A 20,542-nucleotide genomic window follows, 5' to 3' on the forward strand; every position below is an offset into this window, starting at 1 on the left:
GCCGACCAGAACTAATCTTCCTATCCTCTAATCATCAGAAACGGGGCCCGGCACATGCCGGCAAGTACCCCAGAACTTGGTCAGCAGGAGAAGCAAATGGGCATTTTCGGTTTGGGTGGCGATAACGCAGCGAAACTTGCGGCCCTCGACAAATCGCAAGCCGTGATCGAGTTCAAGATGGATGGCACGATCATCACGGCAAACGCCAACTTCCTGAATGCCCTGGGTTACACGCTGGACGAGGTGCGCGGACACCATCACAGCATGTTCGTCGAACCCGCCTACAAAGAGAGCGCCGAGTATCGTGACTTCTGGGCCAAGCTCAACCGGGGTGAATATCAGGCAGCCCAGTATAAGCGCCTTGGCAAGGGCGGCAAAGAAATCTGGATCGAGGCCTCCTATAACCCGCTGCTGGGCAAGAACGGCCGGCCGTTCAAGGTCGTCAAATACGCGACCGACATCACCCGCCAGCGCATGGAGCAAGCCGAGTCTGCCGGTAAGATCGATGCCATTGCTCGGTCACAGGCAGTGATCGAGTTCCAGTTGGATGGCACCATCATCACCGCCAATGAGAACTTCCTCAAAACGCTCGGATACACGCTCGACGAGATCAAGGGCCGGCATCACAGCATGTTCGTCGAGCAGGCCTACAAGGACAGCAGCGACTATCGTCTGTTCTGGGAAAAACTGCGCAAGGGTGAATTCCAGGCAGCGCAATACAAGCGCATCGGCAAGGGCGGCAAGGAAGTCTGGATCGAAGCTTCCTACAACCCGATCCTCGATGCCAATGGCAAGCCGATGAAAGTCGTCAAATTTGCGACCGATCTCACGGCACGCAAGCAGCAGAACAAGGTACTCGCCGACGAATTTGAAAGCGGCGTCAAATCACTGGTGCAGCTGCTTTCCGAATCGGCGCGGGGCATGCAGGCAACGGCTCAAACGCTGGCGGCGAGTGCGGAACAGACGAGCCAGCAATCCTCCACCGTGTCTGCAGCAACCGAGGAGCTTTCGGCCTCCGTCAATGAGATTGCGCGACAGCTGGTCGAGTCCAACACCGTCGTCAGCGAAGCGGTCGTTGAGGCGCAAAAATCTGAACGCATGGTGACCGATCTGGTCAATGCCGCGCAAAAGATCGGCGAAGTCACGAAGATCATCTCGGAAATCGCCAGCCAGACCAATCTGCTGGCGCTGAACGCCACCATCGAGGCGGCACGCGCCGGCGAAGCTGGAAAGGGCTTTGCCGTGGTTGCTTCCGAAGTCAAATCACTGGCGACACAAACGGCCAAAGCGACGGAAGAAATCGATCACCACATTCGCGGCATCCAGGATTCCAGCACGACGACTGCGGATGCGATCCGCCACATCGGCAATGTCATCAACCAGGTCAGCAATATCAGCACCTCGATCTCGAGCGCCGTCGAAGAACAATCCGCCGCGACGCGCGAAGTATCGAGCAACATCGTCGGCGTTACCACGGCAGCTCAAGAATCCGGCGAAGCGTCGGCGAGTGTTTTGACCGACGCGCAAGGGCTGTCGCAAAAGGCCGCCACGCTCGAAAGCCGGGTCGACGCATTTTTGGCCAGCGTGCGCGCGATGTGACCTCGCTGCAGCAGGTTCGGATTTCAATCGCGCTGGACGGAACACGGCAATGACCAGATCGCAGATAAATCTTGAGACGATGGTGCGTATTGACCAGACGGCTGGGCTGGTGCGCAATACCGTCCAACAATCCTTCAAGCGTCTCCAATACTGCGTGCTGGCGGACCCCCCGCCAGGAATGGGAGGGGACCGCGGGCTGCCGCCAAGTCGTCAAATAGAGCTTTTGAATGCGTCGGCGGAGGCCATTATTCGGTTGTCCAAGCAGCTGCTGAGCAATCTCTTCTGCATGTGCGAATTGATCTCGCGGCATAGTGACTCAACGCTCGATGTCCAGGCTCGCTTTGCTCATATCCTCAGAAGGCGCCCAGCTGTGGACAATCATGATGTCATCGATCTCCAAATGCGGCGGCTGTTGCGATTGCCGATCAACCAAGCGCTGGAGATCGTCTTGGGGGATCTTGAGGCAGCGTGCGCGGAGATCAATGAGCGGGTCCATTCGGTGAGCGATTTCGGCATCTTTGATATTGCCGAGGTGTCGTAACGGCCCCCGATTTGGCAGAGGTCCGGTGGTTGCCTTGCTGGAGGCGATACCGCGGTTGACATGCAGGATCATATTGGTCCCCTGCCGGATTAAAGTCCCTAGGACTGGCCGGATCGTCAAAGTTGCATAACAGCGTTGCGTAGGCCGCCTGATCTTGGCCGCCAAAGCTTACCCCTTTTTTACCGGTCGCGGCCCAACATGGCGCAACACTGCCAGGCGTCGAAAGGGCTGCATCATGAATGGGGGGTTATTTCAGAACCTCAAAATCTCCACCAAGATCTTGATCGGCTTTGCCGTCGTGCTGGTCATTCTGGCCATCGTCGCCGGCACCGGCATCCTCGCCCTCTCCCGCACCTCGAGCGATCTCGCGCGCTATGTCGACGCGGTGGACCTTTTCGGAGATTCCGCCAATACGGAGCGCGATCTGCTGGAACTGAAAGCCCATGTCGATGCCTATGCCCAGACCGGCACGGGCGCCGGCGACACGACGCATGTCGAAGCCGCACAGGAACTGGAAAAGAAGATCGCCGAGGATATTGCTGACGGCATCGCCCATGCGACAAATGACGAGGAACGCGCCGCGCTGACGGCGATGGGCGAAAAATTGAAGGCCATCGGTACGGATTTCAAGGCCTCGACCGAGCTTGAGGTCGCGCGCGAGAAACTGGCGGCCGAGACCTTGTCGGTCGACGGACCCAAGCTGGTTGAATCGACGGAGAACCTGTTGCGCAAGGCGCTTGGCGCCGGCGATACGGCGACAGCACTTGCCGCCACGGATGCCCTGAGTGCCGCGATGACGGCTCGCCTCAATATCAACCTGATGCTTGACCGGCGCGAGGTCGGGGCGGCCGATGCCGCGGAGACGGCACTCACCAAGGTCGCCGCTGTGGTGGCAGGTCTTGACTCCAAGGCCGCCGGTGAAGGCTTTGCCGGCGAAATTGCGGCGGTGAAGGAACTGGTGCCGGCCTATCGCGCCGCGTTCGAGACGGGCCGCGGGATTGACCGCAAGATCGAAGCCCTGGTTGATGGCGAGGTCGCCAAGGCCAGTGCCGCGATCATCGACGATGCCGAAGCCGTCAAGAGCGACGCAGCCGCCGAGGAAAGCCGCATCGCCAGCGAAATCACGCAAGTCGTCCATAGCAGCAAATGGACCGCAATCCTGTTCAGCGGTGCGGGTTTCATCGGCGGGTTGATCGTCGCCTTTGCCATTGGGCGCGGCATTTCCACACCTGTGATGACACTGGCGCGCACCATGCTGACATTGGCCGGCGGCAACCGTGATGTCGCCATCGCTGGTACAGCGCGCAAGGATGAAGTGGGCGACATGGCCAAGGCACTGCTCGTCTTCAAGAGCAATCTTGACGAGACGGAAAGGTTGCGCCTGGACGGCGAGGCGGCGAAGGCACGCGCCGAAGCCGAACGCAAAGCCGCGATGCTGCGCTTGGCCGATCAGTTCGAGGCCAGTGTCGGGCATGTGGTCACCGCGGTTACCGATGCCGCCCGGGAAATGCAAGGCACGGCCCAGCAATTGTCGGCAACGGCCGAAGAAACCGCGCAGCAATCGACCGTGGTATCCGCGGCGGCCACCGAGTTGACGCAGAACATCGAGACGGTGGCGTCGGCCACCGAAGAACTCACCGCCTCGGTCGCCGAGATCAGCAATCAGGTCCTGGAATCGAACCGCGTCGTCACGTTGGCGGTCAAGCAATCAGAGACGAGCAATGCCCAGATGCAGGCGCTGGCCGATGCCGCCGCGCGGATCGGCACCGTGGTGACGCTCATCAACGACATCGCCAGCCAGACCAATCTGCTGGCGCTCAACGCCACAATCGAGGCGGCCCGCGCCGGTGAGGCCGGTAAGGGCTTTGCCGTGGTGGCGTCCGAAGTGAAGACCCTGGCGACGCAGACGGCCAAGGCCACCGACGAGATCGGCGACCAAGTGCGCAGCATCCAGCAATCAGCCGAGAGTTCCGGCTCGGCAATCGCCGCCATCAACGGCACGATCGCGCGGGTGAGCGATATCTCCGCGGCCATCGCCTCGGCCGTCGAGGAACAGAGCGCCGCCACCCAGGAGATCTCGCGCAATGTGCAGGAAGCGGCCAACGGCACCGGCGAGGTATCGGGCAATATCAGCGGTGTGACATTGGCCTCGCAGCACACCAGTGCCGCATCAAGCCAGATGCTCAGCGCCGCCACGGCCCTGTCACGTAACGGCACGGCGCTGCGCCAGGAAGTCGACGGGTTCCTGCGCGCCGTTCGCGGCATGTAACGGATGTAACACTACAAGAAATCGAGTTTCAGCGCCTCGATCGCCGGCGCGGTCCAGGGACTATCGACCGCCACCAAGGAGGTGTCGTCTAACACCGTCGGTGTCATGGCGGCGGCGACAGTTTCCGGCAACTCGTCGGTGGTGGCCCTGAACGAAGCGCAAGCCTTGTCGGAAAAGACCCAGCAACGGCGCGATAGCGTCGACAAGTTCCTGATGGACGTCCGGGTGATGGTGGACTTTACCATCGCAGGGGCGCCCCGTGATGAAGCTCTCGAAAAAAACTACTCTGCCTTCAAATCCAGCTTTTCCAGCTGCAGCTGCGCCGCGGCGGCGACGTCGGTCTTCGGGGCTACGGTGAGGACGCGCATGAAATCCTTGCGCGCCTCTTCCTTCTCGCCGTTCAAGGCATGGAGGCGGCCGCGTTCGAGCAGCGCCTGCGGGAAGTCGGCGGCGATCAGCAAGGCCTGGTCGAGATTGTCGGCGGCGATATCGAGCTGGCTGAGCGAGATATAGGCCGAGGCACGATAGGCGTAGATGTCCGGGCGGTTGGGGGCGAGGTCGGCGGCTGTGTTGAGGTCGTCGAGCGCTTCGAAATACATGCCGCTTTCGCCATAGAGCCTGGCGCGGTCGATCAGCAATTCGACATTCTTCGGGCTGAGGGTAATGCCCTGGTTAAGGTCATGGAGCGCCCGCTGCGTCTTGCCGGCGAGCATCCAGGCATAGGCCGCCTGGCCGAAGACTTCAGAGGCGACGGGCGCCTTCACCTGGGGCATGGTCTCGGCGATGCGCTCCAGCAGCACACCCGCATCCTCATATTGCTTGAGGCCGATCATGGCCAGGGCCTGGCAGTGCTCGGCTGCATCGCCACCGCCCTGCTTTTCCCATTGCACGGCGCTTTCCAGCGCATCGGTCGGGTTCTGGTCGACCAGGGCCATGCAGGCGGCATATTGCTGCTCGTTCTCGGCCGAGGTGAGCTTGTCCTGGGCGTGCGCGGGCTGGGCCAGGATGCCTGCCGCCAAAAGCCCCGCTATAATCACCTGTCGCCGCATGGTTGATGTTTCCGCCGCCGGTTGTTAGGACCGGATTGATGGAATCCCGGGCGATATTTTGCAAGCCCGATCAAGGACAGGTAAAGATGCCAGCAGCAACGACGGCAGTGACGGCAAGGCAAAGGACGCTGGAAACCGGCCATCTGTTCTGTTTCGGGCTGGGATATTCGGCATTGACCCTGGCCGATCGGCTGTTGGCGCGGGGCTGGCGCGTTTCTGGCACCTGCCGTGGCACGCAAAAGCAGCAGGCACTGAAGGCGCGCGGCATCGATGCCTATATCTTCGACCGCGCGCATCCGGTTGCTGATCTTGGCGCCAAGCTTTCGGGGGTGACGGATCTTCTTGCCTCGGTGCCGCCAGATGACGCTGGCGATCCGGTGATCGACATTCATGGCGCCGAGATTGCGCAGATCCGCCATCTGCACTGGATCGGCTATCTTTCGACCACCGGCGTCTATGGCGATTGCGATGGCGCCTGGGTCGACGAGACAAGCGCGCTGCAGCCCAGTGGTACCCGCGGCCTGAAGCGATTGAAGGCGGAACAGGCCTGGGCGGCTTTGCCCAATCCAGCGCATCTCTTCCGCCTGGCGGGGATTTACGGTCCCCGTTCCTCGGCGCTCGATACGGTGCGCGAGGGGCGGGCGCGGCGCGTGGTCAAAGCCGGGCAGGTCTTCAGCCGCATTCACGTCGCGGATATCGCCTCGGTCCTCATCGCCTCGATGGCGCGGCCCAACCCCGGGACGGCTTATAACGTCTGCGACGATGATCCGGCGCCACCCGCCGATGTCATTACCTATGCCTGCGAACTTCTGGGTGTAACACCCCCGCCGGTGATGGATTACGCGACCGCCGACCTCAGCCCCATGGCGCGCAGCTTCTATGACGACAACAAGCGCGTGCGCAACGACCGCATCAAGCAGGAGCTGGGTTTCTCGCTCGCCTTCCCCGATTATCGCATCGGCTTGAGAACGCTGTTCGACGCGGGGTTCTGAAAGGTCACTTTAAGACACATCCTCGATCGCCAGCATCAGGCGTTCGATGTCTTGGTTGCGCGAGAGGCGATGATCGCCATCCTTGATCAGGCTGACCACGACATCGCGCGAGACCAGCCGGTCGGCAAGGCGCAGAGAGACGCTGTAGGGCACGTCTTCATCGGCCTGGCCGTGCAGCAGGCGCACGGGCCGGTCGATATGGATGGCGCCACCCAGCAGCAGGTGCCGGCGCCCATCTTCAATGAGCGCGCGGGTGATGACATAGGGGCTGTCGCTATAGGCGCTGGGCTCTTCGATGCGGCCTTCCGCCATCAGGCGCTGCTGCATGGCCCCGTCCAAGGTCTGCCACATCAGCTCCTCGGTGAAGTCGGGGGCAGCCGCCAGGCCCACCAGCGCATGGATGCGGTCGGGCCGCGCCAAGGCGCAGAGCAGCATCAGCCAGCCGCCCATCGACGAGCCGACCAGAATCTGCGGTCCTTCGGTCAGGCGGTCGACCACGGCAAGCGCGTCATCACGCCAGGCGCCGATGGTGCCGTCGGTGAAGCTGCCGGAGGATTGGCCATGGCCGCGATAGTCGAATCGCACAAAGGCGCGACCTGTTGCGGCGCAATAGGCATCGAGCGCCATCGCCTTGGTCCCGGTCATGTCGGAGGCGAATCCGCCCAGAAAAATAATGCCCGGTGGCGCTGCCCGCGTGTTTATTCCATCGGCCGTGCGGTCATTGGCGGCAAGATTGCGGCGGTGATAGGCGAGGTATCCGCCCGCAGGCAGCGGCAATCTTTGGGCTTCGGCGTGGATTGGCACCATCACGCGATCGTGGCTGGCCGTGAGGATTGCTTTTGGCGGCGACACTTGCAATCCAGCGCCGGTCACTGATAATGGTTGCCGCCCAAATGAACTGACGGGCTTCTGAGGGTTCTTAATGGACTGCATCGGCGAAGCTCTCCGCGGATAAGAGATGTCAATCGACACCGTTTCCGAACCCCCTGTCTACACCAGCCCTGCTGCGGATCGAAAGGTACCTGCTGTTTTGCAATTGGTGCCTTATTTCGACGCCGGTGGCGCCTCGCGCCTGGCACTGGAATTCGCCGGGGCGGTAACGGCGGCGGGCGGGCGGGCCTATCTGGGCTACGAGCAGGCGTTGGTTTCGACCCATGAGCTGCCGCGCTATGGTGTGAAACCCATCGAGACGAAGCTCGCCAGCCGCAACCCGGTGACGACCTTCAACGTGACGCGCCGTGTCGCCCGCGTGGTCACCGAAAACAATATCGAGATCATCCACGCGCAGAGTGCCAGCCTCGCCGTCATCGGCCATGGCGCCGCCAAGAAATCCGGCGCGCGCCTGGTCACGACCTTTCACGACGGCCCTTCCAGCGTGCAGGCGCTGTCGAAGAAAAGCCTCGCCGCATTCGCCGAATCCGACCTTGTCATCACGCTGTCGCATGCGACGGCCGAAGAGATCGCCCGCGCCATCCCCAGCCTTGGCAACCGCCTTAGCGTCGTCCCCTATGGCATCGACCTGACACGCTTCGACCCGGCACAAGTGACGGCACCGCGCGTCGTGCAGCTGGCCAATCAGTGGCGCGTGCCGGACGATCTGCCGGTCATCATGGCGCCGGCCGAATTCACCCGCAGCAAGGGGCAGTCGCTGTTGCTGGAGGCCCTGGCACTCATTCGCGATCTCGACCTCAGATGCATCCTGGTGGGGCCGGAGAATGACGGCGGCGCCTATCGGGCGCAGCTCCAAAAGGAAGTCGTCCTGCACCAGTTGCAGGACCGCGTGCTGATCGCCGAAGAGGTGAAGGACATGGCGGCCGCCCTGATGCTGGCTGACCTCATCGTCGCGCCCTATCTGGAGCCAGCCACCTATAACCGCGTCATCATCGAGGCGCAGGCCCTGGGCCGGCCGGTGGTCGCCAGCGACTTTGCCAATGCGCGGGAAGTCCTGGACGGCTCCTCCATGGCCTGGCTGGTGCCCCCCAGCGACGCCATGGCGCTGGGCTGGGCCATTCGCGACGCACTCTCCCTGCCGCTCGACGAGCGGCAGGCGCGGACCGGCCAGGTCATCGACAATGTCCGCCAGCGCGCCGACCGCGTGACCATGACTGACAGCATTCTGTCACTTTATGGTCATCTGACCAGCGCCGACCAGGCCGCCTGATCCGCCGTCTTAAGACTTCTTTTCACGCCCGCGGCACCTTCGGCGTTACCCGCGCCCGCATGAAGGCCATGTAAGCCTCCTCCGAGGTCTCGCGGCGTGCCTTCACCAAGGGAACGATGTCGTCGGTCGCGATGTAGCGCAGGCGATCCGTGGGATCCGTCGCCGCCCCATAGATTACCGCCGCGACCTCCTCTGAGGTCGCGGTGGCGCGTTGAGCACGCAGCTTCGCAAACAAATCATGCGCCGCGGTGACGAAGGGCGCGTAGTCGGGAATCCTCTTGGCGCCGGCCGCTTCGGCACCGCTGCGTACACCGAATTTGGTCGCCGTCACGCCACCCGGCTCGACGATCTTCACGGCAATGCCGAGATCGGCCAATTCGTAGGAAAGGGCTTCCGAAAAGCCTTCAAGCGCGAATTTCGAGGCACAATAGAGCGAGATCATCGGCAGCGTGAAAACGCCGGCGCCCGACCCGATATTGACGATGCAGCCCGCACGGTTCTGGCGGAAATGCGGCAGAATCGCCCGCGTCACATCCATCATTCCGAAGACATTGACGTTGAATTGGGCCAGCATCTTCTCGCGCGTCGTTTCCTCGAAAATGCCGAATGCGCCGAAGCCGGCATTGTTCACCAGCACGTCGATGCGGCCGAACCGCGCGATCCCATCTGCAAGCGCCGCTTCAGTGCTGCGAGGGTCCTCGACGTCAAGGCGCGTGACCAGCGTATTGGCAAGATCGGCAAGGCCGGGATCATCGGCCGGATTGCGCATGGTGGCGATGACGTTCCAGCCCTGGCCGGCAAAATGGCGCGCCGTGGCGGCGCCGAAGCCACTGGAACATCCCGTGATCAGCACGGTCTTCGAGCTAGGCTGGGACATGGTCTTAACTTCCTCATCTGGCAGAGCGATGCGCTCTATATGAGGCTGTCGGATTGTTGTGTTAAGATCGACAATCATGCACGTACTCATGCACAGATCAGAACAATGACTCCGTCGCTCCACGAATTGAGCGCGTTGAGTGCGGTCGCCACCCATCGCAGCTTCCGCCGGGCAGCCAGCGCCCTCAACATCTCGCCCTCTTCCCTCAGTCATGCCGTGGCGAATCTGGAGCGGCAGCTGGGCATCCGCATCTTCAACCGCACGACCCGCAGCGTGTCGCTGACCGAAGCTGGGGCTGCGTTCCTGCGCCGCGTCGAACCGGCCTTGGCGGTGATCGCCGAGGCGGTCGAGACGGTGAACCAATTCCGCGACACGCCGGCAGGGCTGCTGCGCCTCAACGGGTCGGAAGGTGCGTTCGAGCGTGCCCTGCCCCTCATCCTGTCTTTCATGGCACGATATCCTGACATGCGCGTCGACATGGTGAGCGAGGGCCGCATGATCGACATCGTGGCGGAAGGCTTCGATGCCGGGCTGCGCCTGGCCGAGGCGGTGCCGCAGGAGATGGTGTCGGTCCCGGTCGGTGAAGCGGAGGAATTTGCCGTGGTCGCGACGCCGGACTATTTCGCCAAACACGGCAAGCCAAAGGTACCTGGCGATCTTTTCACCCATGACTGCCTGCGCTCGCGCATGGCGAGCGGCGGTGTCAGCCGCTGGGAGTTCGAACGCAAGGGCGAGGAATTCCGGCTCGACCCACCGGGCCGGCTCATGATGGGCAGCCATGGCCTGACCCTGCGCGCGGCGCGTGCCGGGGCGGGTCTTGCCTATGTCACCTACCGCGCGGCGGCGGAGGATCTGAAAGCCAAGCGGCTGGTGCGGGTGCTGGCCGATTGGACGCCACCCTTCCCTGGGATCTGCCTTTATTATCCGCGCCAGAAGCTCCCCTCAGCGGGGCTGAAGGCCTTTATCGACCACTGCCGGACGGCGCAGCGCGGGCGTCAGAAATCCAAATCCGCGTAATGGGGCGGCGGCTGGGTGCCGGGCCAGGTGTCGGCGAGGATCTGACGGAAACTGGGGCGGGATTTGACCCGGGCGTACCATTCCGCCGCCTCGCGGTGCTGGTCCCAGGCGACGTCGCCCAGGTAATCGATCGCCGAGATCTGTGCCGCGGCGGCGATGTCGGCCAGGCTGAAATCATCGCCCGCCAGCCAGTTGCGCCGGTCGGAGAGCCAGGAAATATAGTCGAGATGAACGCGGATATTGGCTTTCCCCGCGCGGATGGCGCCGGAATCCGGTCCGCCCTGGCCGAGGAGGCGCTTCACCATCTTTTCATGGAGCAGATTCTGCGTCACTTCGCGCTCGAACTTGCCGTCGAACCAGGCGACGAGGCGCCGGACCTCGGCACGGTGTGCCGGGCTGCGGCCCAGCAGCGGGCCTTCGACATAGGCTTCTTCGAGATACTCGCCAATGGCATAGGCGCCGGCGATCACGGCACCGTTTTCCTCGACCAGGATCGGCGTCTCGCAGGCGGGGTTGAGGGCAAGCAGCCCCTCACGCCGCTCCCACGGCTTTTCGGCGATGGGATCGAAGTCGAGCTTCTTTTCGCGCAACTGGATGCGCACGCGGCGCGATTGCGGTTGAAGCGAGAAGTGGTGCAGCGAACGCATTTGGGCTCCGAATCGGAGCCGGACACTATCACTCGGGAATAGGCTCGGCTAGGCTGAGCCCATGTTTTTGGACTGAGATATTTCAGTGATGCCGCCGATCCAGCGAGATGAGAAAAATGCGTGCTGCTTTCTATGAAAAACTGGGGCCGGCACGTGAGGTTCTGCAGGTCGCCGAGATGCCCGAACCAGAGCCCCAGGCCGGCGAGGTGCGGGTGCGGATCGCCACATCCGGTGTCAACCCGTCGGACGTCAAGATGCGGATGGGAACGGGCAGCGCCGCCAACCAATACCCGCGCACGATTCCGCATAGCGATGGCGCCGGGACGATCGACGCCGTTGGCCAGGGCGTGCCTGCGTCACGCATCGGCGAACGCGTCTGGCTGTGGAATGCGCGCTGGAACCGCGCCTTCGGCACGGCGGCGGAATTCGTGACGCTGCCGACCGAACAGGCGGTAGCACTGCTGGACAGTACAGATTTTGCAGCGGGCGCGTGTTTTGGCATTCCCGCCCTGACCGCGTGGCAAGCGGTTGAGACCGATGGCGGTGTGGCGCCGGGGCAATGGGTGCTGGTGAATGGCGGTGCCGGTGCCGTCGGTCATTACGCGGTGCAGATGGCGGTCCTGAAAGGCGCCCGGGTCATCACCACCGTGAGTTCCGCCGCCAAGGGTGCACATGCCAAGGCTGCCGGGGCCGAGGTCGTTATCGACCGCAAGCAGGAAGACGTCCCGTCGCGGATAAAAGCCGTGACCGGCGGCAAGGGCGTCGCCCGCGCGATCGAGGTGGATTTCTCCGGCAACATCGCCTGGCTGCCGGAGGTGATGGCGGATTATGGCTTGATCGCCATCTATGGATCGAGTGCGCGCGAGGCACCGGTGCAGTTCGGTCCCTCGATCTTGGGCAATATCGGCTATCGTTTTTTCATCGTCTATAACCAGCCACTGGCCTTGCGCCACCGCGCCATCGCGGCGCTGACCGAGCTGCTGGCCGCAAAAAAGCTGCAACACAGCATTGCCGCGACCTATCCGCTCAGCCAGATCGCCGCCGCACATGAGGCGGTAGAGCGCGGCACGGCCATGGGCAATGTGGTGATCGCGCTTTAGAAGGAGCTGCGCATGGGCGACGCCAAGAACAATGGACGCAAGGCGCTGGGCGATCTCATCGCGCCTTACCGCGTCACCAGCGGCAAGGGCTTTCGCCTCAAGGACTATGCAACGGCGCCGGGCAATGGGGCCGCCGATAAGGATCGCAACGAAGAACTGCTGAAAGAGTGCAGCAAGCACCTGTCCAGCTTGCAGGAGCGCTTGCACGCGGAGGGCCGCTGGTCGCTGCTGCTGATCCTTCAAGGCATGGACGCCTCGGGCAAGGACGGCGCCATCAAGAACGTGATGTCGGGCGTGGACCCGCAAGGCGTCGACGTCACCTCGTTCAAGGCGCCGGCGGGGGCCGAGTTGGAACATGATTTTCTGTGGCGCTGTTCGGCGGTGCTGCCGCGGCGCGGGCGCATCGGCATCTTCAACCGCTCTTATTACGAAGAAGTGGTGGCGGTACGCGTCTATCCGCAATTTCTGGATGGCCAGCGCCTGCCCAAGAAGCTGATCACCAAGGACATCTGGGACGAGCGCCTGGGCGACATCACGCATTATGAAAACTATCTGGCGCGCAACGGCACGGTGCTGCGCAAGATCTTCCTCAACATCTCGCGCGAGGAGCAGAAGAAGCGATTGCTGGCGCGGGTCGAGGACCCTGACAAAATGTGGAAGTTCTCGCCCGACGATCTCAGGGACCGGCAGCGCTGGCCCGATTTCATGTCGGCCTATGAAGATGCCATCAAGGCGACGGCCAGCAAGACATCGCCCTGGTATGTCGTGCCGGCAGACGACAAACCCTTTGCGCGGCTGGTTGTGGCGCGCATCGCGGTCGAGGCGTTGACGGAACTCAGTCTCGCTTTCCCGACAGTGGGCGCCGAGAAAGCGGCAGCCGCCAAGGAAGCGGCCGCCAAACTGGCAGCAGAAGGAGATCTAGGAAAGAACTCCTCGAAAAAGAAGGGCTGAGTATTGGCGCGGCGCCCCACCAATATCGCGCCCGTTAATATTACTTTGACCAGATCTTCGGGAATTCTTGCTAATTAACTACAATCTCTGGAATCTGTTCGGGATTCATGGTTAACTTCCCAATCTCTGGGGGAGTATCATGGATTTGGATGTCCTGCGGGCAACTTTGGTCGCCCATCGCCGCTGGCTGCGGCAGGAACGCGGCGGCAAGCGCGGCGACCTGTCCCTGGTCGTGCTGGAAAATTTCGGCCTGCCCGGCGTGGTGCTGTCGCGCGCCAAGCTGACCGGCGTACAGATCCTCAATTCCAACCTCAGTGACGCCAAGCTCGACGAGGTGGATTTCTTTGCCGCCAACCTGGCCGGCAGCATCCTGCTGCGCGCCGATTGCCGTGGCAGCGATTTTCGCGGTGCGCATCTGCAAGGGACCGATTTCAGCGAGGCGATGCTGACCGGTGCCGATTTCCGCGACGGCTCGCTGATGGTCAATATCGGTGGCAACACGGCGCCAGCGGCACGCGCCAGCGTCACGACGGCGCAGAACGGCACCGGCATGACGCGCGCCAATCTGGAAGGGGCGAAGCTTCATGCCTCGGTCGTGCGCAAGGCGGATTTGTCCGGTGCGATCCTGCGCAATGCCGATCTCTCCCAGGCCGACTTCACCGGCTCGTCGCTGAAGGATGCCGATCTTCGGGGCGCCAACATGCAGGGTTGCAATCTCACCGGCGCCTTTCTCAACCGCGCCGCCATCGAGGGTGCCAAGCTCGATGGCGCGATCCTCAAGGATGCCAACATCTTCGGCGTCGAGATCGAGAAAGCGTCCTATACCCAACTCGATCTTTCCGAAGCGATCGCGGTCGACGATTCAGCCGAGGCCGCGATGAAGATCAGCGACATGGTGATGGCGCATGAGCAATGGGTCGAAAGCTCCGGCGCCACAGGCGCGCGCGGTGATTTTTCCGCCATGGATCTTTCCGGCGTCGACTTCACCGGCCGTAATCTCAGCGCGGCACTGTTCGTGCACACGCGGTTGCGATCGACGAAATTCGTCAAGGCGATCCTGGACCTCACCGATTTCAGCCATGCGGATCTGACCGGCGCCGATATGTCGAAGGCGGATCTGCGCGGCGCCAATTTGACTGAAGCCGTGCTGCGGCGAACGAATTTCAGCAATGCGGATTTGAAGATGCAGACAGCGCATCTGCCCAATGGCATGACGCGCGAGTTTCCAGTGACCTTGCGCGGCTGCCGCTTTGCCGAAACCAATTTCACCGGCGTCGAATGCGACCGCCTGAAGACCAATGGCGAAAAGCCCGCCGGCATTATCGCCGCCGATACGTTCAAGGCCTTGTTCGTCGCCGCCTAAAACCACGCGCTTGATCAAGCGGTGATCCAAGCCGGATAATGGGGCGTAATTTCCCTCGTGATCATTGACGGAGCGGCCGGGTCCTGATGACAAGCGGCGCTAGGCAACAGAGTTGGACCTGGTCCTTCAAGAATCCGCCGCAGGCGATCTGGCCGCTCCTGGCAGACACGGCACGCTTCAACGAAGCGGCGAAGCTACCGCGCCACCGCATCACCGAGATTCCGCAAGCCGATGGCAGCGTCGCCTATTTGGGCGACGTGAAGTTGGGGCCGTTCGATCTTAAATGGCAGGAGCGGCCGGTCAATTGGGTGAGCGAACAGTTCTTCGAACATATTCGCGATTTTTCCAGCGGGCCGGTCGGGCTCCTTGGTGCGCGTTTCGAGCTGAAGGCCGATCCCGCGACCGGCGGCTCCGTCGGCACCTACACGCTGCAAGCAGAGGCGCGTAACTGGATCGGCCGCTTGATCCTGGGGCGTCGGTTCTTCGATTCCTCCGGCACGACTTTCGGCAGGCTGGCCGCCGAAGCCGATCGCTTTGCCGCTGGCGAGACGCCGAACGTCTTTGCGACCTATGCCGCACCGCCAGTGGCTGCCGACCTAGCCGCCAAAGTGGCGCGGATCGTGGCCGAGATCGAGGCCACACCCAACGGGCACGGCCTCGCGCAACGGCTTGCCGATCATGTGCTGCAGGCGCAGGAGGTCGATCTGTGGCACATCCGCCCGATCGGCCTTGCACGGCATTGGGGTGTTCCTGAACGCCATGCGATCGAGCTGTGCCTGCAGGCGGTGAAGGCCGGGCTGCTGGAGCTGCGCTGGGACCTGCTATGCCCGCGCTGCCGCGTCGCCAAGGCCTGGGCGGGCGGGCTCGACCGCTTGCCCACAGGCGCGCATTGCACCTCCTGCAACATCGATTACGACCGCGATTTCTCGCAGAATGTCGAGGCGAGCTTCCGGCCGGCGGCCGGTATCCGGTCGCTGGAATCAGGCGAATACTGCATGTGGGGACCGATGTCGGTGCCGCATGTGAAAGCACAGATTCACCTGGTACCTGGCGAGACGCGCGACCTGCCGGGTTATCTGCCGCCCGGCCCCTATCGCCTGCGCACATTGGCGCCGGGCCCCGCCATCGATATCGAGCATGACGGGGCGCATTTCCCAGCGCTGGTCATTGCCGGAGACAGCATCCGCGCCGGCGACGCACTGCCCCCGGGCAGCCTGCGCTTTGCCAACAAATCCGCCCGGCCGCACAACGCCATCATCGAGAGCCGGCATTGGGTGGCCGATTGCCTCACTGCCGACCGGGTCACCGCCTTGCAGGCTTTCCGCGACCTCTTTTCAGAGGATGTGCTGCGGCCCGGCGATGAGGTATCGGTGGGGCGCGTGACGCTGCTCTTTTCCGATTTGAAGGCGTCGACGGCGCTCTATCAGCAGATCGGCGATGCCGCCGCCTATCATCTGGTGCGCGATCACTTCGCTTTCATGACCGAGATCATCCGCGAACATGACGGTGCCGTTGTGAAGACCATCGGCGATGCGGTGATGGCGGCATTTGCGCGGCCCCAGGATGCCGTCGCGGCGGCGTTGGCGATCCAGCAGCGTATCGGTCGCACGGAAACCAGGGCCGGCGGCCCCATCGTGATCAAGCTGGGGCTGCACCAGGGCCCGACCATCGCCGTGACGCTCAACGACCGGCTCGATTATTTCGGCTCCACCGTCAACATGGCAGCAAGACTGCAGGGCCAGGCGCGGGGGGGCGATATCGTGCTGTCGGACGAGATGCGCCACGACCCCAGCGTGGCGCCGGCACTGGCCGGTATGAGCCTGGCCGAGGAGCAAGCAACACTCAAAGGCTTTGCCGCCCCGCTCACCTTCTACCGCCTCACCCCTTCGGCCAGCTGATCCCGCCGTCAGTCGAATTTTAACCATACCTGATTGGCTCTCCGGCGCCATCCGCTTGACTTTGCGGGGCTTTTTGGCCCATGAGGAATCATGACTGCGACACCTGTTCAGCCGGATTCCGAGGCCGACCGGCGCTACCGCGAACTTTCCGCGCGCGCGGCGGGGTCGAACGTCAATGAGACGTCGCTGCTCGCCACCGACTATCTCAACCACATCAACGAAGTCATCATGCTGCTCGAGATCGTGCCGGATGCGCCGGAATGCCTCGATGATTGCAAGGCCTGGCAGCCGCTGGACTATGCCGAGCATTTCAAGAATTCGGGGATTGCGGATAAGGAGCTGGCGATCGAGGCCTATCCCTTCTCGCCGCCGCAATTCAAGGAACCCTTCGACCGACTGGTGCGCGAAATGAACCGGCTGGTCGAGATCTCGATCAAGCGGCTCGAACTGGTGCTCGCGGAAGGAAACGAGGACCAGGCACGACATGTCGCCGCCCGCGCCTCGCAAAACCTGCAGGACCTCATCGGCCAGGCCTCGGCCGTGATCCACGGCGACGAGCATGTCGTCGACCAGGCCCAGATCGACGCGTTGATGGATCTCTGAGCCGACAATACGGCGCGCGGGGTTGAAGCGCACTCGATCTTCCCCAAGTAAGTCGTCATGCCTGGGCTTTACCCGGGCATCCATTCTATCCACGCAGTCAGTGGATGCCCGGGACTTCGCCCGGGCATGACGGCGATTTTGTTGGAGGGAAAGAGCCACATGCATCGCCTGCTGCTTGCCGCCTTCGCTATCGTCGCCTTCGCCCTGCCGGCTCATGCTCAAAACGCCCCCTTTAATGTCGCGACCCTCAGCGATGGCCTCGAGCATCCCTGGACCATCGCCGTCATGCCGGGCAGTCGTCTGCTGGTGACGGAACGGCCGGGGCGGCTGCAGATCATTGATGCGAAGACGGGGCAGAAACGCGTGGTTGGCGGCATGCCGGAAGTGCGGGCCGAGAGCGAAGCCGGCGCTTTGGGCCTGGCGCTCGATGCCGATTTCGCAAAGACCGGGCGGCTCTATCTCTGCTATTCGACCGGCTGGACCCTGTCGCCCGGCAATCGCCTCTCCGCCTTCACGCTCAAAGATTATCAGTTGCGGGGCGAACAGGTGCTGCTCGACGATCTGCCCGGCGCCAAATGGCACAATGGCTGCCGCATCGCCGTTTCACCGGATGGGCATCTCTTTGCCAGCATGGGCGACGCGATATCGGCCGATGGCGCCCAAGACATCCAGCAGCTGCGCGGCAAGATCTTTCGCCTGACGCGCGATGGCAATGTGCCCAGCGACAATCCCTTTCCCGGCTCGCCCGTCTGGAGTTATGGCCACCGCAATCCGCAAGGCCTGGCCTTTCGGCCCAAGGACGGTGCGCTGTGGTCGACCGAGCATGGGCCGGACACGCAGGACGAAGTGAACCGCATCGAGAAGGGTGGCAATTACGGCTGGCCCCTGTGCCGCGGTGTCAACGCCTGCGGGGACCTCGCCCAGTATCATCCGGCGGTCGCCGAATTCGATGCCACCGACACGATTGCGATTTCCGATCTCATTTTCTATCGCGGCACGGCGTTTCCCGATTGGCAGGGCGATATCCTGTTCGTCAGCTTGAAGACAGGACGGCTCTATCACCTCGACATGGATGGCGACGGCGTGCGCCGCACGGAAATACTGATCGACGGCGATTTCGGCCGCTTGCGCGACATTGCGGAAGGTTCCGATGGCACACTCTATCTCGCCACCGATAATGGCGAGGACCGCATCCTGCACCTGACGCCGCGGTGAAATCCGGCCGGCGTTCTGGACTCTGTCGCTTTCCGTCTGCTAACGTGGCCAAAATGCTGCACTGCAAAAGGTGCGCTGCGTTCGGGTGGAGGGACAAAGATGGCTGATTTTCCGAAGAAATCGCTGGGCGATTGGCAGAAACTCGCTGCCCAGGACCTCAAAGGCGCCAACCCTGACACGCTGAACCGCGAGACGCCCGAAGGCATCGCCCTCAAGGCGCTCTATACCGAGGCCGATCTCGAAGGTCTGGAAACCATCGGCACCCTGCCCGGCTTCGCGCCCTATACGCGCGGACCGCGCGCCACGATGTATGCCAACCGTCCCTGGACCATCCGCCAATATGCCGGCTTCTCGACGGCCGAGGATTCCAACGCCTTCTACCGCGAGAATTTGAAGCGCGGGCAGATGGGCCTATCCGTCGCTTTCGACCTCGCCACCCATCGCGGCTATGACAGCGACCATCCGCGCGTGGTGGGCGATGTGGGAAAGGCCGGTGTCGCCATCGATTCCGTCGAGGACATGAAGATCCTGTTCGACGGCATTCCCTTGGACAAGATGTCGGTCAGCATGACCATGAACGGCGCGGTGCTGCCCGTTCTCGCCGCCTTCATCGTCGCGGGCGAAGAGCAAGGGGTGCCGGCGGCGAAACTCAGCGGCACGATCCAGAACGACATCCTCAAGGAGTTCATGGTCCGCAACACCTATATCTATCCGCCCAGCCCCTCGATGCGGATCGTCGCGGACATCATCGAATACACCGCGCACCACATGCCGAAATTCAATTCGATCTCGATCAGCGGCTATCACATGCAGGAAGCCGGCGCCAATGCGGTGCAGGAGCTGGCCTTCACGCTGGCCGACGGGCTTGAATATGTGCGTGCCGCCTTGTCAAAGGGCTTGAAGGTCGACGAATTTGCCCCGCGCCTCTCCTTCTTCTTCGCCATCGGCATGAACTTCTTCATGGAGATAGCGAAGCTCCGCGCCGCGCGCTATCTGTGGGCCAAGCTCATGCAGCAGTTCGACCCCAAGGATCCGCAGAGCTCGGCCCTGCGCACGCATTGCCAAACGTCCGGCGTCTCGCTGCAGGAGCAGGACCCCTACAACAACGTCATCCGCACCACGATCGAGGCAATGGCGGCGGTGCTGGGCGGCACACAGTCGCTGCACACCAATGCGCTGGATGAAGCAATCGCTTTGCCGACGCCCTTTTCGGCCCATATCGCCCGCAACACGCAGCTGGTCATCCAGGAAGAAAGCGGCATTCCCGCCGTGATCGATCCTCTGGGCGGCAGCTATTATGTCGAGCACCTCACCGCCAGCCTGGTGGCTGCTGCCGAGAAACTCATCGCAGAGGTTGAAGGCCTGGGCGGCATGACCAAGGCGGTCGAGAGTGGCATGCCCAAGCTGCGCATCGAAGAAGCGGCGGCCAAGCGCCAGGCGCGGGTCGACCGGGCCGAAGATATCATCGTCGGCGTCAACAAGTATCAGCCGCGCGAAGCGACACAGGTCGACGTGCTCGACATCGACAACAGCAAGGTGCGCGAACAACAGATCGCGCGCCTCAATGCGATGAAGGCACAGCGCGATGGTGCGAAGGCGCAAGCCGCACTCGATGCGCTGCGTCAAGCGGCCAAGGACGGCACCGGCAATCTTCTGGCCCTCAGCGTCGCTGCCATGCGCGCGCGCTGCTCGGTGGGCGAAGTGTCGTCGGCGCTGGAAGACGTGTTCACCCGCCACAAGGCCGAAGTGCGCTCGATCGCCGGCGTCTATGGCGCCGCCTATCGCGACGATCCCGATTTCGCGGCGATCCAATCCCATGTGAAGGAATTCGCCGCCGCCGAAGGCCGCCGCCCGCGCATGCTGGTGGTGAAGCTGGGACAGGACGGCCATGACCGCGGCGCCAAGATCATCGCCACCGCCTTTGCCGATCTCGGCTTCGATGTCGATGTCGGGCCGTTGTTCCAGACACCGCAGGAGGCGGCGCGCCAGGCGATCGAGAACGACGTCCATGTCGTCGGCGTCTCGTCACAGGCGGCGGGGCACAAGACGCTGGTGCCGCAATTGATCGCGGCGCTGAAGGAGCAGGGCGCCGCCGACATTCGGGTCATCTGCGGTGGCGTTATCCCGGCGCAGGATTACGGCGCCTTGCGTGATGCCGGTGTCGCGGCGATTTTCGGTCCTGGCACCAATATCCCGAAAGCGGCGGCGGAAGTTCTCGGACTTATCCATAAATCCGGCAGCAAGGCAGCCTGAACCCCAG

Annotated in this window: 18 protein-coding genes; 13 read left to right on the forward strand and 5 right to left on the reverse strand. The window is 62.7% G+C overall.

The genetic code is table 11. The annotated features are described in order from the left end of the window. The first annotated feature begins 96 nt into the window (after positions 1–96). From SMD31_RS09165 to SMD31_RS09175, 3 genes are all read left to right on the forward strand, one after another. Positions 97–1,599, forward strand: a complete 1,503-nt coding sequence (locus tag SMD31_RS09165; protein ID WP_320500511.1) for a methyl-accepting chemotaxis protein — start codon at positions 97–99, stop codon at positions 1,597–1,599. 49 nt (positions 1,600–1,648) lie between these two features. Then, the gene (locus tag SMD31_RS09170) at positions 1,649–2,140 is read left to right on the forward strand and encodes a hypothetical protein (protein WP_320500512.1); all 492 of its coding nucleotides are present in this window, start codon (positions 1,649–1,651) and stop codon (positions 2,138–2,140) included. A gap of 235 nt (positions 2,141–2,375) precedes the next feature. Then, positions 2,376–4,409, forward strand: a complete 2,034-nt coding sequence (locus SMD31_RS09175; RefSeq protein ID WP_320500513.1) for a HAMP domain-containing methyl-accepting chemotaxis protein — start codon at positions 2,376–2,378, stop codon at positions 4,407–4,409. Between the two features lie 11 nt (positions 4,410–4,420). Here SMD31_RS09175 and SMD31_RS09180 read toward each other — a convergent pair whose 3' ends face one another. Both SMD31_RS09180 and SMD31_RS09185 read right to left on the reverse strand, forming a co-directional pair. After that, a complete protein-coding gene (locus tag SMD31_RS09180) occupies positions 4,421–4,654 on the reverse strand; it encodes a hypothetical protein (RefSeq protein ID WP_320500514.1) in 234 nt (77 codons plus the stop codon). A 36-nt stretch (positions 4,655–4,690) separates the two neighbouring features. After that, on the reverse strand, positions 4,691–5,458 hold the full coding sequence (locus tag SMD31_RS09185) for a tetratricopeptide repeat protein (RefSeq protein WP_320500515.1): 768 nt from the start codon (positions 5,456–5,458) through the stop codon (positions 4,691–4,693). Positions 5,459–5,544: 86 nt separating this feature from the next. Between SMD31_RS09185 and SMD31_RS09190 the strand changes: the two genes are divergently transcribed. Beyond that, positions 5,545–6,450, forward strand: a complete 906-nt coding sequence (locus SMD31_RS09190; protein WP_320500516.1) for an SDR family oxidoreductase — start codon at positions 5,545–5,547, stop codon at positions 6,448–6,450. A gap of 9 nt (positions 6,451–6,459) precedes the next feature. Here SMD31_RS09190 and SMD31_RS09195 read toward each other — a convergent pair whose 3' ends face one another. Then, positions 6,460–7,302: an alpha/beta hydrolase gene (locus SMD31_RS09195; protein ID WP_320500517.1), complete on the reverse strand. Its 843-nt coding sequence runs from the start codon at positions 7,300–7,302 to the stop codon at positions 6,460–6,462. Between the two features lie 106 nt (positions 7,303–7,408). Here SMD31_RS09195 and SMD31_RS09200 point away from each other — a divergent pair, with 106 nt between their 5' ends. Next, positions 7,409–8,611: a glycosyltransferase gene (locus SMD31_RS09200; RefSeq protein WP_320500518.1), complete on the forward strand. Its 1,203-nt coding sequence runs from the start codon at positions 7,409–7,411 to the stop codon at positions 8,609–8,611. Positions 8,612–8,633: 22 nt separating this feature from the next. Here the strand turns inward: SMD31_RS09200 and SMD31_RS09205 are convergent, their stop codons facing one another. Then, positions 8,634–9,488: an SDR family oxidoreductase gene (locus SMD31_RS09205; RefSeq protein ID WP_320500519.1), complete on the reverse strand. Its 855-nt coding sequence runs from the start codon at positions 9,486–9,488 to the stop codon at positions 8,634–8,636. Between the two features lie 105 nt (positions 9,489–9,593). On the opposite strand from SMD31_RS09205, the gene SMD31_RS09210 reads away from it, so the two are divergent. Further along, positions 9,594–10,505, forward strand: a complete 912-nt coding sequence (locus SMD31_RS09210) for a LysR family transcriptional regulator (RefSeq protein WP_320500520.1) — start codon at positions 9,594–9,596, stop codon at positions 10,503–10,505. On the opposite strand, the gene SMD31_RS09215 is transcribed toward SMD31_RS09210, so the two are convergent. Further along, complete coding sequence (locus SMD31_RS09215) at positions 10,484–11,152, reverse strand: glutathione S-transferase family protein (RefSeq protein WP_320500521.1); 669 nt, start codon at positions 11,150–11,152, stop codon at positions 10,484–10,486. The two genes, SMD31_RS09210 and SMD31_RS09215, sit on opposite strands and share 22 nt — an antisense overlap. A gap of 116 nt (positions 11,153–11,268) precedes the next feature. On the opposite strand from SMD31_RS09215, the gene SMD31_RS09220 reads away from it, so the two are divergent. From SMD31_RS09220 to scpA, 7 genes are all read left to right on the forward strand, one after another. Beyond that, positions 11,269–12,252: an NADPH:quinone reductase gene (locus tag SMD31_RS09220; protein WP_320500522.1), complete on the forward strand. Its 984-nt coding sequence runs from the start codon at positions 11,269–11,271 to the stop codon at positions 12,250–12,252. 12 nt (positions 12,253–12,264) lie between these two features. Then, a complete protein-coding gene (locus SMD31_RS09225) occupies positions 12,265–13,203 on the forward strand; it encodes a polyphosphate kinase 2 family protein (protein ID WP_320500523.1) in 939 nt (312 codons plus the stop codon). Between the two features lie 139 nt (positions 13,204–13,342). After that, positions 13,343–14,566 carry a pentapeptide repeat-containing protein gene (locus tag SMD31_RS09230; protein WP_320500524.1) on the forward strand — a complete coding sequence of 408 codons (1,224 nt, stop codon included), beginning with the start codon at positions 13,343–13,345 and terminating at the stop codon, positions 14,564–14,566. An 86-nt stretch (positions 14,567–14,652) separates the two neighbouring features. After that, positions 14,653–16,464 (forward strand): adenylate/guanylate cyclase domain-containing protein, encoded by a 1,812-nt coding sequence (locus SMD31_RS09235; RefSeq protein WP_320500525.1) that lies wholly within the window; start codon positions 14,653–14,655, stop codon positions 16,462–16,464. Positions 16,465–16,554: 90 nt separating this feature from the next. Then, positions 16,555–17,067 carry a hypothetical protein gene (locus SMD31_RS09240; RefSeq protein ID WP_320500526.1) on the forward strand — a complete coding sequence of 171 codons (513 nt, stop codon included), beginning with the start codon at positions 16,555–16,557 and terminating at the stop codon, positions 17,065–17,067. A gap of 126 nt (positions 17,068–17,193) precedes the next feature. After that, a complete protein-coding gene (locus SMD31_RS09245; protein WP_320500527.1) occupies positions 17,194–18,282 on the forward strand; it encodes a PQQ-dependent sugar dehydrogenase in 1,089 nt (362 codons plus the stop codon). A 99-nt stretch (positions 18,283–18,381) separates the two neighbouring features. Then, positions 18,382–20,535, forward strand: a complete 2,154-nt coding sequence (scpA, locus tag SMD31_RS09250; RefSeq protein ID WP_320500528.1) for a methylmalonyl-CoA mutase — start codon at positions 18,382–18,384, stop codon at positions 20,533–20,535. Positions 20,536–20,542: the final 7 nt, after the last annotated feature.

It is taken from the genome of Dongia rigui (genome assembly GCF_034044635.1).
GTDB classification, from domain to species: Bacteria; Pseudomonadota; Alphaproteobacteria; order Dongiales; family Dongiaceae; genus Dongia; species Dongia rigui.